The sequence below is a fragment of the Candidatus Obscuribacterales bacterium genome, from assembly GCA_019744775.1.
GTDB lineage: Bacteria > Cyanobacteriota > Vampirovibrionia > Obscuribacterales > Obscuribacteraceae > SBAT01.
Map to the genome: position 1 here is coordinate 86,061 of JAIETZ010000007.1, position 14,661 is coordinate 100,721.

A 14,661-nucleotide genomic window follows, 5' to 3' on the forward strand; every position below is an offset into this window, starting at 1 on the left:
ATATTGTTAACCCGGACTAGGCAAAAGTTTTTCCAAGAGTATAGAGTTTAAGTACATAAGGAGCCCTCAATGGAAAACTTAACGGCAAGCCCGACGAAAAACATGGATCAATTACTCAAGGAACTCAACATATCGTTTATTTCCGAAAAAAGCGGCACTATCGAATATAGTTTGAATAGCAATGGCTTAAAAATCCTCCTCTGCCGCAATAACACGGCTCCTGTAGCAACCTTCATGCTCCTTTATCGTATCGGCTCCATCAACGAAGGCGTCGGATATACAGGCTCAACCCACTTCCTTGAGCACATGATGTTCAAAGGAACGGAAAAGAACAATCCGGAAAACGGACAGGGCTTTGATGATCAATTGAAACCAATCGGCGCGCTCTATAACGCCACCACCTGGTTTGACAGAACAAATTATTTCGAGGCAGTACCATCCGAACATTTAGAACTATGCATTCGCTTAGAAGCAGATCGCATGCGCGGACTTTTGATCCGCCAAGAGGATCGCGATGCGGAAATGACCGTCGTGCGCAATGAATTCGAACGCGGTGAAAATGATCCGCATGATGTATTGCTCGATGCTATGTACGCTCACGCGTTTTCCGCACATCCTTATCATCATCCGACAATTGGTTGGCGCTCGGATATCGAGGGAGTTCCTCTAGAGAGACTGAAAGAGTTTTACGACACTTATTACTGGCCGAGCAACGCTACCGCAATTGTTGTCGGTGACTTTGAACAAGAAAACGCGCTGAAGCTTATCCACAAATACTTCAATAACATAGCCAAACCCAAGCATGTGATTCCGACTGTCTACACGGTTGAGCCGCCACAAGAAGGAGAGCGTCGCTTTGAGTTGCGCCGTGCCGGTGAACTCTGCCAGGTAATGCTTGCCTATCACATTCCGGAAGCACAGCACAAAGACACGCACGCAATTGCCGCACTCGCTTCAATTCTTGGAAGCAGCGACAGACGCTCGACACGCCTGTACAAGCGACTCATCGACACAGGACTTGCCGTTGATTGCTTCACCTGGCACAACGAGCAGCGCGACCCTGGACTTATGATTCTTGGCGCAACAGTCAATCCAGGTATACACCCAAAAGATGTCGAAGACGCCATCATTGACGAAATTGCCAAGCTAGCTGCCGAACAACCAACCGATGATGAAATGAAACGCTCTAAGAGTGCCAATCGCAAAGGCACGGTTCTTGCAGCTGCTGATCCAATGGTATTTGTCAGCCAATTAGGCGAAGCAGAGGCCGTTGCTAACTGGCGCTGGCTGATGGACTACGACGACAATTTCGATGCGGTCACTCACGCAGATGTGCAACGCGTAGCCGGCACATATTTCGCGCGCGAAAACCGCACTGTTGGTTGGTTTATTCCCAAAGGTATTGATGAGGCTTTAGCAAAAATCAAACCAGGCAAAAAAGTCAAGATAACAAACGGCAAGGAAAATGGATCAATTTCTTTTGCCACCAATGCAGCAATTGCTACGTTGAAAAAACCGGAAAAGGCTGAGCGTCCATCATTTGCCAAAAATGTAAAACGCACAGTTCTCGATAATGGCATGACTGTCTTAGTCCTGCCGAATCCAGGCACAGGCTCGGTTGCAGTGACTGCCAAACTTCGTGCAGGCTTCTGCTTTGCCGATCACAAATTATCGTTAACGCCAAGCATTGTCACCGATATGCTGGTCAGAGGCACAAGCAAATACACCAAGACTCAAATCGGCGAAATCTTAGAAGAGATGGGAAGCAGTCTTGCCATCAAGCCGGATAACTTTGCCGTCAACTTGGCGAGCAAAATGGTCACAGGTGACTTACCGACATTCCTTGAACTCTTGAGTGATGTACTGCAAAAGCCGTTGATGGCAGATGTTGAACTCAAGAAGTGCAAGAAAGAACTTACATCCTACTTGCAAGAGCAAATTACAGACACCGGCGCACGCGCGCGTAATCAATTCCTGCAAAGTTTGTATCCGGCTGATTCTGTTTATTACGCGAAATCATTCGAAGAGCAAATGGCAGAAGTCGAGGCAATCACCCGCCAAGAAATTCGCGATTTCCACAAACAATACTTTAGCCCGGCTGGAATGGTACTTACCATCGTTGGCGACATCGAGCCGGATGCAGCGCTTTCATTAGTGCGCACCCACTTCGAGAAGTGGAAGGGCAGACAAGCCCCGGTAATCGTTGTGCCACCAGTTGCACCGCCGACACGTGCACAACGCATCGAAGTGCCCATTCCAGACAAGAAAAATGTCGACATCATCATCGGCTATCCAGTCGATCTGAAGCGCACAGCACCGGATTTCTATCCGGCAATGCTGGGCAACAATGCCTTAGGCAAAGACACACTATCATCACGTCTCGGACTGGTTGTCCGCGAACGTGAAGGCTTAACTTACGGTATTCACTCAGGATTCGAAGATGTTTCTTTCGGCTACGCTCCGTGGATCATAAGCTTGTCAGTCAACCCAGTGAACATCGACAAAGCCTTGTCTCTGGTCAACGACGTCGTCGCCGAATACCGCGCCTCCGGCATCCGCGACAAAGAGCACGCCGACGAAGCCGGCCGCGCCGCAGGAAGCTTCGTCGTCGGTTTGCGCACATCAATGGGCATGGCTTCATCGATAACGAGTTACGAATATCTAGGATTACCGCTAGAGCTGTTGGACAACTTCTCCCGCGACGTCAAAGGCGTCACCAAAGATCAAATCAACTCCGCCATCGACAAATACCTGACTTTGGACAAAGCCATCACCGTCATCGCGGGTACATAGACGCGCTTGTACGCGCATTGCATGCGCCCGCCTCTTTTGTCATTCCGAGGGCTTCAGCCCGAAGAATCCACCGCAAGCACTCTGCATACGACTTGATCAAATCGACCACGTCTAATTACGGCAGATTCTTCGCTGTGGCACTAACGCGCCTTCACTCAGAATGACAAATATCTACTACCCTTGCTCGTAGCTACCCACAAAATAAAGTAGTGCCGGTAGCAAACAGGGTATTTATCCTTGAAAACATTCCGTGAGAACCTCGGTGCCGAAAGCACCGAGGTTCGTCATTCAAATCACTTTAGAGATGGTCTCTCTTTATGTAATTTGTCACTTCCAGATGTTCGGCCACTATCTGACCATTGCTACGAATATGCAGCACCCATTTGTTGGCGCTGTACGAATCATTCCAGACATTGAGCGCCAGGAATCCGCTTCCCATTACGCCGACGTAGCGCTTACGCAGTTTCTTTTTGAGAAATCCTTCAAACATAAGCGCTTGTAATTTTCCACTGGCAATAGCTTCTGCTTCGGCGTCACTCAGCATTAGAGCGCAACTTTTAGCGCCATGTCCGTGCCGCCATACATCCGGATCACTGCTATTCAGCAGTTTGTCAGCGCGCTCCTTATTCCACGACCAAGTCGCATTTAACTCAGCTAAAAGATTAGCCAAAACAGGCGGGATGATCGCCGGATTGCTAAACGGAAATGGCAATTCACCTTTTTCGTTTCGTACCGGACTTGCTTCAGCGAGCTTTCTCATTCTTATGAAAGCAGTCAAATTGCCGGAAGTGGCTTGCTCTTCAACCGTCAAAGACAGCTCTTCGCTCTTCGGCGCCGGCGGTCTACTCTTGCGATCGATGCCCTTTGCGGTCAGAGTAAGTTCCAGATTGTGTTCTTGAAACAATCCAGACTTTGACGAGGCAACGAGCTCTTCAAACGCGTGCAAAGTTTGATGAGCTTTGTGAGCTGCTTCCGTGCTCGCTTTCTCATAGTCCGTGTATGTTTGTCCCATAGTTGTCACTCCATCTTGTTTTACCTTGTACGTTCAAGTGACACCACAATTCTTCCATTCAGAGGAGAAACGACTCCAAATGCCGGGAGCATTGAGAGTCGTTTTTGCAAATAGCTGAAACTAGATTGTTTCTACTGTCTTGTCCTTGAGAGAAATGAAATTGCGGAGTACTCTTTCCTCTACTTGTTTTTTGCTTTAAAAAGCAAGCCGGCAGAGGCTTTCCGGCTTCGTCATCCATGCAACCAAGCGCAATCAGTGCGGAAATCCGCATGGAGACAGCGGTTCAGCTCCTAGCGCAATTACGCTAGGGCAACAAAACATCCAGGTTTATGCGCTTGAATGGACGGTTATTACCGTCAAGCATGCGTCCATAGGCAACGATTTCCGCATTGTCCACAGACTCTGCGTCGTTTTTTAGACGCACGCTTCTATCGGAGATGCGATCCGTTTTGCGGCGCAATGAAAGTTCTGACGACAAGTGATCCACCCACAAGGAAAGAAACCGGTCCGTCCTTGAGCAGTACTCAGCATGCAATGCATCAGTCCGAGCAAACAGCTGCTTGTAGCTTTCACCGTCCTGATGTCCTTCGCCTCCAGGTGGGGCGTAATTCAAACCACCCTTTTTTAGATCTGCAAGGTACCTTTCGTACTCATCGGTATGCTTTGTTTGCACACCGTAATAAGTCATATTCCAGAAAAGACCTTGTCTCCGCTTGTTTAGACGAGCGTCATGAATTAGAGGGGCACGAATTCCTAATTCGCGCATAACATTCAAGGCGGTTTCTTCCGTGCGGAAAAATTCGCTGACCAAGACTTCTTCTAGAGGTCTATCGGCACGCAGGATTTGACGCAATTTTCTTCCGGCAGCCTCGGCTTGATATTTACCTTGTTGAGTCAGTTTGACCCTTTCATCAAAACCACCGATTCCGTAATAGAGTCGGCATTCTTTGTCTCTGTCGATCCGGCGGTATGCGACATTGGCTTCCGATTCAGCGTGGCGCATGCGGATTATCACTTGATCATAATCTGAAAGATCGCGACGAGTGTTCATTGTGCTGACCTCAATAAAAAAGCCACCGATTGCTCGGTGGCTTGGGGAATGCCTGGAAGAAGTTCGTTTTGTCATTGTCCGAAACGGGCGCATGCAATGCGCCCCTACAAATCGGAATTACAAGTGGCTATGACTAATTACTACTGTTAGCGGGTGTTTATCTACCTGAATTTCTTGTTTCAAATCAAACTTCTTCTAGTCACAACATAATGAAATTGCAGTCACAAAAACAAGATGGGAAAGCTCCGCTAGTCCTAAAGTTAATGAATAAGTGTATTTAGAACGAATATGTAATAGAACTTATGGCCTTACGTTGCTTTATACCTACGAATACTATTAGTCTAAAACCTGAACAAATTGTGAAGACAAACCCCAGAGGAAAAACCCAAAGTACTTATTCCGTAAGGCATTTCACAAACTAGCAATTGAATTTTTCAGCCCAACTCACCGGCAAGGATGAGCTGGGCTTTGTTTTCCTCGCGCAGCAGCTCGGTAGTGTGCCGTTAGCGCTCGCATTTGTCTGGAAGCCGTGGCTTCCGGAGGTGGGTTATGAAAAAGAGTAAGCGGATTTTCGGCCGCGCGTTTTGGAAACTGGCCGAAGTCAGCCCGACATTTATGCAGGACTGGAAGCTCCTAGAAGCTGCTGGCATTAAGATCCGTTTGCTCAACAAAAGTGACATTGCTTACTTCAGCCGGAAGAAGCGCGTCGTCTATGTTGGCAAATGGAGTAGCCATGTCAACAAAATCGTGAGCATCGGACACGAATACGTACACGCACTGTTGCGTCCTACGACTGACGTCAAAGAAGGCGACGATCGAGAGACCTGGATTAACGAACGCTTAGAAGAAGAAACCGAAGCCATTGTGCATGAGCTTTTGATTCTTCAGGAGTTAATTGCTGCAGGCAAGTCAAAACACTTCGGCAAGCAATTCAGCAGTGTTGGTCTTGGTTGGCTGACCATCTACCAAGGTGGAACAGTTGCCGGCGATGCCGTCGAAGCTCGTCTTTTGGCGACAGGAATAGACACAGCAGCTTCCGAAGATTTTTTGGAATCCGTCCGCAAGGGTGGCAGAGAAGCTGTCAAAGCCGTGCTGTGTCACACCACAACTTCGAACACAGGCGAATTGTATCCGGAGTATTACGGATATTGGTTCGACGAAGAAATGGACAAGATCGCTTGGCACAAAAAGCGAGCCAAATCGAAACAAGCAACACTAAATACCGAAGCCAGTTGATCGCCAACTGGCTTCTTTCTTTTTGACCCGACCAACCGGTTGGAGGTGCTGTCACATGAACAAACTGAGAAAACATTTCAGCGCCCAGTTTTGCAACCTGGTCGCTAAGTCAGACACGCTTGTTGCAGATATAGAAAAACTACGCAAGTGGGGATTCAAGATTCTCCCTGGCAAAGTTAACTGCACAGGCGATGCCGACATCGACAACAAAGTCATCAGAGTTGGACACTGCAAACTAATTTGCCGTATCTACATCCTTGCCCACGAAATTGGCCATGTCCTCAATTCACGCGATCTGAAAAGAGTCTCGGCGCACAGATCGTCAATTGAACAGTATGTGTTTGCTGAGATTAGAGACGAAGCGAAGGCCATCCGTTACGCCATGGACCGCCTGCGTGAAATCTACGCCGACAGACCGCGTGAAAAGCATCACTTCGATGCTTGGACAAGATCAGCTAAAGCGGGCAGATGGACTCAACTACTGAGAGACATCAGGGAGTCACTAATCACAACCGGCAAAAGTGTGCCGTTTGAAGAATATTGGGCCGACTCCTACAAGAAGGAAAAGCGCGCCGCTGCACGGAAGCGCAAAAAGACCCTCGAACAAAAGAAGAACAAGTAATCAGAAGGAGTCGTACAGCCGACTCCTTCCGCCTCATTCGGCTGACGCCATGGAGGAGAATATGTCTAAATACAATTTTCGCAAAGACTTCTCGCCCATGGCGACGCAGGTTGTTGAACACGCCATTATCGAGTGCATGCGAATGATGCACTCTTATGTCGGCAAAGAACACCTGTTGCTCGGCTTGCTTATGGCAAGTGATGGTGAGGCGAGCAAACTTCTAACAAAACAAGCTATTTCACTAAACCGTGCTCGCAACCAAGTTGACTTGATGCACGGTCCGCGCGGCTACATGTCTTTGGAGCCGCTACTGAAAGCATCCGCCAAGCACGCACTTTATCTTGCATGGCAACACGCCATGTTAGCAGGCAGTGCCTCAGTGGAAACAGAACACATTCTTCTAGCCATTCTCAAGAAAGAAGGCAATAAAGACGCGATCGACATTCTCAAACTACTGCAAGTCGATATAGGTTTGCTCGAAGCAAACCTCATGAAATTACTCGAATCAAAGCGCTCGGGCAATAACTTCGCACGAAGACTAAGTCGGCCCGACGAGGAAAATGGTGAATCACATGATTAAGGCCAAAGTTGTTAGCTTTGTGTCTGCATTGCTTGTGCTTGTTGGCGGAATGACTCCGGCATTTTCAGCCGTGGACAGCACCCCTGCAACTACGCCAATTGTTCTGCCCGATGGTATGCAACCGGCTTTTGCCGTAATAGAACCACCACTACCAGGGCAGAAACGAAACCGCATGCGCGTGCTTTGCGTGACAAACAGGAAAGAGAAAGACATAAAGCCAAAATTCAATGCTTTGGGAGAAATAATTCCCAACAAGCAAATGAAGTTCTTGAACGATGCTTCGGAAACTGGGCTGACTTATTGCGTGTGCGAAATTACTTTTGGCGGCAAACCGGATATGAAACTATTGCAAACGCCAATGGATTGCAAGCTGTCTCCGTATAGCTGGGCGAAGTGGCAATTGAAGTCGCCACACATCGAGTCAATCATAAAGATATCCGAGGTGGAATTCTTCGATTACTTGCACCAAGCAAGCCCGGACGGACAAATCTACATCATCATGCCGGGGTCGTTTACTCGCTTTGACGAAGCGGTAAAACGTGGATCAGCAGGCGTTCTTGCTTTGAATTCGAAAGCGGTATTCGTCTTTAGTTGGCCGGCTCAGGGCTCAATTCGCCCGGACAATTATGGTTATGACGGCACACAAGCGGAACGGTCGATTCTCGTATTTGAGCGACTGATGTCCAGACTAGCCAAAGAATTCGGTTCAAAGAATGTGCACGTAATTGCACACTCGATGGGCAACCGGATCATCTCTTGGACATCCGCCGTGATCATGCTTAGAAACGGCTGCCTTGACAATGAAGGTGTCTGCACAATTCCTCAGAAGTTCGGTCGTTTAGAAATGGTATCGGCTGATATTGATGCATCACTGTTCGTAGACAACTATGCAAACTCAGTGAAAGCTACATACACTGCAGCCGACATTTGGGTGTCGAAAAAGGATAAAGCTCTGGTCTTGTCCAAACTAGTGCACAAGAAGCCGCGCCTTGGTCAGCGAGTTAAGGAATTACCTGTAATACCAGGAATTCGCTTTATCGTTTTCACCAAAGCCGACATGGGCAAGTTCGGACACTCAGTTCCGTTTCCAATCATCGCGCGCGTGATTAAGAGCCATGGAAAATGTCCAGGCTCCCCCTGGAAATTTATCCGCATCCGTGACGGCGAAAGCCCGATTGATGAACTCATCAAGCGCGACAAGGACGAATAAGACTTTACCGCTCTGTTTTGTAGGGGCGCATTGCATGCGCCCTTTTCGAAGAATCTCACTGCCAATTTATCCCTCCTCACACAACCAAAGAGGTAAATGCCGTATGGAATCCCCAGTAAGAGGCATTGCCATTTTCGGCGGTTCGTTCAATCCGCTGCAGAACATGCACAAGCGAATCGCTCTTCAAGTATTGAAGCAGTTCAAAGACATTGACAAGGTTCTTCTTGTCACCTGTGCGCAACCCGTGCATCGAGACGACGTTATGCTCGCCGCAGAGTTGCGCCATGAGATGGTGGCTGCTGCCATAGCCGAGCACTATCCTCGACTGGAAGCCTGCCGCATCGAAATCGACAGACCAGGAGCGTCATTGTCTGCCGACACCGTTAAGCAAGTCCGTGACTTATATGGCCCGGATGTTCGACTCTACTTCGTCATTGGCACCGATCATGTTTTCGGTATCAGCGAATGGGAAGGCGCCGACACCATTTTCCAGGAATGCGAATTATTGATTGCACCGCGTGGCGCTTACTGGACTGATCAAATCAGCCAGTGGCGAAAAGTCTTGCCCGCAAACGTCAAGTTTTCGCCAATCAAGCTCAATACCAAGAAAGTATTTTCTTCAGGCATGGTGCGCGATCGCGTCAGAGCCGGTTTGAAAGTCTCACACTTAGTGCCGCCTGCTGTTTATCGCATTCTCTCCGAACGCGGCTACTACAAAGACCGCGGACAACCCAACCATAGTTCTTCAACCCAAGACCCTTCAGCGCCGGAGGAATACCAACATGTTCGACAACATGGCCAAACAAGTAATGTATGACGCTGAACGTCTTGCCAGCGATGACGGTAGTTACGTGCACTTGCAGCACTTAACCAAAGCATTGCTACAAGGACAAGGTATCAGCAACACAATTTTGAAGTCCCTCGGACTGACACAAGACAATGTCCCACAAGTCGCCGGCACCGAAACAAGGCGGTTCTTCAAGTCCTGGAGAAACAGCGACAATGCGATATATGCTGCCTATTATTCTCCGGCGGTAGTTGCCGTCTGGTATTACGCTCAATGTTTGCAAACAGAAACAGGCAGAAGTGATGCCACTGAGTTTTTCCTTCTAGGCTTGCTTGAACAAGGCGGCGCCTACAGCGAAGAATTGCAAAAGACCTTTGACTTCAACTTGAAGCAAGTCTATCAGCGCATCCATCATCTACAGGCGGTCAGCTTGTGGACCGGATTCGAGCCGGAAACACATGCTCGACGCTTTTTCTCACTTGCTCAAATCGAACAAGCAGGCGGCAATACAGACGAAGCTCTTAAGCTCGTTCGACTTGCCATTGACCAGATTAGGCAAGCAAAGAAAGGCGAAGATCATCGTCTGCTGATGGCACGTGCTCAAACGGTTAAACAAGCAGCGCGCTTCTACAAATCAGCCGGTCAGGAAAGACATGCCCAGCGCTACGCAAAGCTGGCGCATGCCTTGGCTGCCGATGTTATGCGGCGAGAAGACGCCAACTGGCAAGCCAATCAACTCGGCTTCAACTACTAAGCGAACTCCCTTTGTCATTCCGAGGGAGCGCAACAACATCCACCTTGGAATGACAAACGAATAACTAACTGCACATGCTTTGCAGTAACCCTAGGAGATCCATATGACTGACAAATCTACTCGGGCAAATGCCCGCACAAAACAACTTGGCGCTTTGAACAAAGAAGAAACTAAACAAATCAACAGCTGGTCAAAGCTGGTGAAAAACGAACTGGGAGTGGTTTTGCCATCGGGACGGATTTGGCCGTTTGTGCTCATCAATTCACTTGATGTCGCAACTGTTGCTGAAGCCGAGAAAATCCTCGATGACATCGATGCCAACCGCAAGCTGCCGTTGAACAAACTACAACCATCTGGTCCGAGAGTTCCCAGCATCGTCAGCCGGCAAATGACTCCGTTTCTTTCCGTCAATCCGACGGCAAATGCGCCTATTATTTCCTGGCATGCTTTGTCGCATACACGCAACTTGTTGCGCATGCACAAGCTCGGTGTTTTGAGCGAACGCTTCCCGCCGCAACGTCCGGAGCCGGATCCAAATGTGGTCCGCATGGAATTTGAAGACATGTTCGGCTCGATGTCTCAGCCCGGTAGATATGACGAGTTTGCTCGCGTGCGCAATCACAACGGCGAATTCGTAGATACGGTCAAGGCAGAAAAGTTTTTGACTAGCTACACGCTATTCATCGGCACGGCCGCTTTCATAACCATGCAAGAAATCTCGCCCGAAGCAGGCAAATTACTTGCAGACAAAGCCGGAAATTTCAGGTACGAATGCTTCTCCACGCCGGACAACGGTCGTGGTCAAGCCGTGCTTATCATCGTGCACAAGTTCCAGAAAGTCCTTGAGCACGGCAGTTGGTCGGATGTTGCCAACGTCGGTGGTATCCATCACCTGCGTGAAGCACCTTGGGTTCGCACCAAGGATTTGGTGATGTCATCCGTGCACTTGAAGAGCAATATCGGCGGTCGCAGAGCAACGACCAAAGTGCGCATTGAACAAATCAACAAGCTACTTGATCACATGGACGCTATTCGCCGCGATGGCGAAACGCAGATTGTCACAGGCGACTTCAACTGTTTGACTGATGCTAATCCGGCTTCACCGGAAATGGCTCGCTTCTTCGAGGACGGCTGGAAACGACTTGGCGGTGACGACCACAGACCAACACACATTTCCAGACGGGCAATCGACGCCATCTTCTATCGCGGTCCTGCAGAACTCAGTGGCTACGAGATCTTCCAGATTTGGCAAACAAATCTGTCAGATCACAACGCCATCGAGGGACGACTTGCTCTTCCGCGCAAAAAATCAATTCGCTCAACCAAGACAAAGGCGACCAAGCCGAAAAACAAGGTGAAGAGCGACAAGTGCGAATGCAACGAAGAGCCCAAGAAAACCACGCGTACTCGTAAGACGACTCGCAAGCCAAAGCCTGCCGAGATTCGTCTGAAGCGTCCGCGTGCTGACCGATAGACTCCCCTGACGACAGCCCTGGCGCACCGCTCCCGCGCCAGGGTTCTGTCTTTCAACAGCCAATTCAATGCCACCAATACTGAGGAAACAGACTATGCCTAATGAAGAAGATTGCGAACTCGTACTAGCCACCGTTACGACTCTGGATGAGAGCGAAACTGCAAGGGTTGAAGCACTCGTCAAAGACAGAACGCATATAACAACCGAAGCTTTCGTCTGGGGCGAATTCACCAAAAGCGATATTGCCGAACTTCTAAAGCAAGACGGTTTAGTTACTGTCCACGACGTGCCGGCACTTTCGGTTCCCGTCGAAAAGGATGTGTACGACGCTACAACAGGCAAAGAAATCTACGTCATCGGACTGAGAGGTCCATGGTTGTGGGGCGATGAACTCGAAGAACTTGGTGTCACCGCTATGGAAAAAGTCGGTGATACGGAATACCGAGTTTCGATGCCCGGTCCCAATGTCGCTTCTGTTGCATCACTCTATTTTGTTTACAAGATAGAGCAAAAGACGCTAAACGCTCGCGACTTTCACTAATTTGTCATTCGGATTTGCGGGGCGCATGCAATGCGCCCCTACAGAGGGAAATATATTTTTGAAGCATTATACTAGTTCATATAGTTGCACGCCTACAAAAAGAAAAACCGGCATAAACCGATCCGCTCAAGTGAGCGGATCGGTTTCCCAGTCGCCAAAAATCAGCAATTAGAACGAGCCGACGTTGAGCATAGGCTCAGCGAACTTGTCGGGATCACCCTTAAAGCCGTACTTCGGATCAGATTGCGGCTTAGCTGCATCGAGCAAAGTCTTTCTAACATCAGCTGGTTTTGCATCTTTGTTAGCAGCCTTGATCAATGCACAAGCACCGGCGACGTGTGGCGAGGCCATGGACGTACCGCTGATAGTTTTGTAGCCGCTGCCCATCCAGGTTGCATAGATGCAAACACCGGGAGCTGCGATTTCAACTACTTCACCGAAGTTGCTGAAGCCGGCGCGAGTGTCGTCGGCGTCGTCGCGGCACGTGGCTGTACCTTGTCCGCCACCAACACCGTCATAGTCAGCCATGGCGCTGACGCAAATTACGTCAGGGTGATTGGCTGGCGAGAAGGTCTTAGCGTCCTTATTGGAGTTGCCGGCGGCAACTGCATACGTGACACCAGCCGCTACCGACTTGCTGAGAGCTTCATCAATAGCATCGCTCTTGAACTCGCCACCAAGGCTCATGTTGGCCACGTCGATTTTGTCGGCGTTTTTAGTGACGTAGTCGATACCAGAGACAACACCGGCGAGTGAGCCGCTGCCTTTGCCGGACAGGACCTTAACAGCCCAGAGTCTAGCACCAGGAGCAACACCGACAGTGCCGATACCGTTATCGATAGCTGCGGCAATACCGGCACAGTGCGTACCGTGACCGTGATCGTCAGCGCCGTTCTTCGTACCTTCTACGAAGGTTACGTTGTTAACAACGTTTAGATCCGGGTGGTCAAGCTGGATGCCTGTGTCGATGATGGCGATGTCGACATCAACTCTGTCGTCCACGCCGTCGATTTTGGCAGTCTTGCTCAAATGACCGTCGATACGCTTGATGCCAGGCGGAATCTGTTGCTTCGGCTGTTCGTCGAATGCTACGAGATTGGTTTCATCAGAAGGAGACTCGAGCGGATCGATGAGGATCAAGCGGTTAGGCTCGACAAACTTCACGCGTGAATCGTTGTTAAGCTGTTCGGCCTGTTGGCGCGAAAGCTTTGCAGCAAAACCCCACTCGGAGTATCTGGCGAAAGGACTGATACCGAGTGACTTGGTCAGAGACTCAAGGTCATGACTCGGATTCAATACAACCAGATATTCACCGGGGATAATGTCACCGGACTTTGTTGGTGCGGAGTTCTTGCCCCCGAACAAAGCTTCGAAGGCGCGAACCGTTATCGCAACAAGCTTTTCGAAAAAGTTGCGGATCTTGTTCATAGTGTTTTTCCTTTTTTAATTAGTGGTTAAGTTGGTTCGCTCCGACTAAATCAAGCGAATATTGAGGGGTTTGAACTCAGCCCAGCAGTCACCGTCGTACCTGGTATTACAGGCATCCATGACTACAGAGATTTCGCTCTTGGGCAATCGTTTTGCCAGCCCAAGAACGGTTTGAAGAACGCCGAGATCGGTGTTAACGCCGCAAACAACAAAGTTGTCCAAGGCGAATTTCCGCTCGGTAGCAGCGTCTGCGATCATGCAAGATGCATCGCTCGACATGTAATAGATGTCTCTTATGACATAGTGTTCGTAGACATCTACTCGTCTGCCCCTGTCGTAGGTGACGACATGGTCCTTAAGGCGCTTATGCGTTGGCGCATAACCCTCGTCTTTTATTGGACTTTCATAGGGCAACTCGGCAAAAATAATTCCATTGCCGTTAGCTTTCGCTTCCAGAATCAACTTTTCAACATTGTTGATTGTTTCCGGATTGTTTGCGGCAACAAAATCTTCTTGCATAAACAAGACAACAAGAGTGTATTTGTCCATTGCTTATCCTCATTCGTTGCAACGAAAATCCGGCAGCCAATTACTTGAAGCTGCCGGAGTCGACGTTGATTCTGTATTGATTAGTGTTTCACCTCTACGGTGATTGCCCATTCGTTTGGCGTGGTTGCCGGCTGATACCAGCGATAGACTGGTGCGTCGATCAATCTGATTTCCGCTTTCGGATCAGCTTCGTTCAAGTCAAAATACAGCTCGAGCCATCCGTAGCGGCCGCCGTTGAATACCGTGCGTACGTGCGCGAGACGCACACCATAGCTCAAGTATCGTGGACGCCAGAGCGAACCTGAAAACGCGTCCACAACCATCTTTACGAGAATTTGTTCACCGACGTACATCCCCTCGATGTGATTGCCGTTATCCTTATCGAATTGCGTACAAAACTGCTTGTCTGTAGGCACAATTCGCACTCCGTATCCGTTTATCGGGCCCATACACCAAGCACAACGGCTGAAGTATTCGGCACAAGGATCGCAGAGTATAAAGTTGGGGCTATCTGTCCAGGGTTTGTGATTATCCGGTGTTGGTTGGTTTCTCAGCAAGCTGGGTGACTGACATGTTCCACGCACGCTGGTGTCAGGTTTTCTCTCCTGACAGGAATTACATAGA

At 49.2% G+C, this 14,661-nt stretch carries 14 protein-coding genes and 1 pseudogene; 10 read left to right on the forward strand and 5 right to left on the reverse strand.

The genetic code is table 11. The features are described 5' to 3' along the window. The first annotated feature begins 69 nt into the window (after positions 1-69). Positions 70-2,793, forward strand: a complete 2,724-nt coding sequence (locus K2Y22_14585) for an insulinase family protein (protein MBX9879682.1) — start codon at positions 70-72, stop codon at positions 2,791-2,793. Between the two features lie 298 nt (positions 2,794-3,091). Here the strand turns inward: K2Y22_14585 and K2Y22_14590 are convergent, their stop codons facing one another. Continuing rightward, positions 3,092-3,805, reverse strand: a complete 714-nt coding sequence (locus tag K2Y22_14590; protein ID MBX9879683.1) for a hypothetical protein — start codon at positions 3,803-3,805, stop codon at positions 3,092-3,094. Positions 3,806-4,109: 304 nt separating this feature from the next. Next, positions 4,110-4,856, reverse strand: a complete 747-nt coding sequence (locus tag K2Y22_14595) for a histidine phosphatase family protein (GenBank protein MBX9879684.1) — start codon at positions 4,854-4,856, stop codon at positions 4,110-4,112. A 549-nt stretch (positions 4,857-5,405) separates the two neighbouring features. On the opposite strand from K2Y22_14595, the gene K2Y22_14600 reads away from it, so the two are divergent. The 9 genes and pseudogenes from K2Y22_14600 to K2Y22_14640 all read left to right on the forward strand — a co-directional run bounded on the left by K2Y22_14600 (position 5,406) and on the right by K2Y22_14640 (position 12,060). Continuing rightward, positions 5,406-6,092, forward strand: coding sequence for an ImmA/IrrE family metallo-endopeptidase (locus K2Y22_14600; GenBank protein MBX9879685.1), 687 nt, complete (start codon positions 5,406-5,408; stop codon positions 6,090-6,092). A 55-nt stretch (positions 6,093-6,147) separates the two neighbouring features. Continuing rightward, on the forward strand, positions 6,148-6,714 hold the full coding sequence (locus K2Y22_14605) for a hypothetical protein (GenBank protein ID MBX9879686.1): 567 nt from the start codon (positions 6,148-6,150) through the stop codon (positions 6,712-6,714). Between the two features lie 61 nt (positions 6,715-6,775). Then, the gene (locus K2Y22_14610; GenBank protein MBX9879687.1) at positions 6,776-7,294 is read left to right on the forward strand and encodes a hypothetical protein; all 519 of its coding nucleotides are present in this window, start codon (positions 6,776-6,778) and stop codon (positions 7,292-7,294) included. Next, the gene (locus K2Y22_14615; GenBank protein MBX9879688.1) at positions 7,287-8,504 is read left to right on the forward strand and encodes an alpha/beta hydrolase; all 1,218 of its coding nucleotides are present in this window, start codon (positions 7,287-7,289) and stop codon (positions 8,502-8,504) included. Before K2Y22_14610 ends, K2Y22_14615 begins: the two co-directional genes overlap by 8 nt. Positions 8,505-8,607: 103 nt before the next feature. Beyond that, positions 8,608-9,321, forward strand: a complete 714-nt coding sequence (nadD, locus tag K2Y22_14620; protein ID MBX9879689.1) for a nicotinate (nicotinamide) nucleotide adenylyltransferase — start codon at positions 8,608-8,610, stop codon at positions 9,319-9,321. Then, positions 9,287-10,045: a hypothetical protein gene (locus tag K2Y22_14625; protein MBX9879690.1), complete on the forward strand. Its 759-nt coding sequence runs from the start codon at positions 9,287-9,289 to the stop codon at positions 10,043-10,045. The genes nadD and K2Y22_14625 overlap by 35 nt, the downstream gene beginning before the upstream one ends. A gap of 3 nt (positions 10,046-10,048) precedes the next feature. Continuing rightward, positions 10,049-10,156, forward strand: a pseudogene (locus tag K2Y22_14630) (CxxxxCH/CxxCH domain-containing protein). Then, complete coding sequence (locus K2Y22_14635) at positions 10,149-11,519, forward strand: endonuclease/exonuclease/phosphatase family protein (GenBank protein MBX9879691.1); 1,371 nt, start codon at positions 10,149-10,151, stop codon at positions 11,517-11,519. Before K2Y22_14630 ends, K2Y22_14635 begins: the two are co-directional and overlap by 8 nt. A gap of 94 nt (positions 11,520-11,613) precedes the next feature. Beyond that, positions 11,614-12,060 carry a hypothetical protein gene (locus tag K2Y22_14640; protein ID MBX9879692.1) on the forward strand — a complete coding sequence of 149 codons (447 nt, stop codon included), beginning with the start codon at positions 11,614-11,616 and terminating at the stop codon, positions 12,058-12,060. 168 nt (positions 12,061-12,228) lie between these two features. On the opposite strand, the gene K2Y22_14645 is transcribed toward K2Y22_14640, so the two are convergent. The 3 genes from K2Y22_14645 to K2Y22_14655 form a co-directional block, all read right to left on the reverse strand. Further along, the gene (locus tag K2Y22_14645) at positions 12,229-13,488 is read right to left on the reverse strand and encodes a S8 family peptidase (GenBank protein ID MBX9879693.1); all 1,260 of its coding nucleotides are present in this window, start codon (positions 13,486-13,488) and stop codon (positions 12,229-12,231) included. A gap of 45 nt (positions 13,489-13,533) precedes the next feature. Beyond that, a complete protein-coding gene (locus K2Y22_14650; GenBank protein ID MBX9879694.1) occupies positions 13,534-14,037 on the reverse strand; it encodes a cysteine hydrolase in 504 nt (167 codons plus the stop codon). A gap of 80 nt (positions 14,038-14,117) precedes the next feature. Then, complete coding sequence (locus tag K2Y22_14655) at positions 14,118-14,453, reverse strand: hypothetical protein (GenBank protein ID MBX9879695.1); 336 nt, start codon at positions 14,451-14,453, stop codon at positions 14,118-14,120. Between the last annotated feature and the right edge of the window lie 208 nt (positions 14,454-14,661).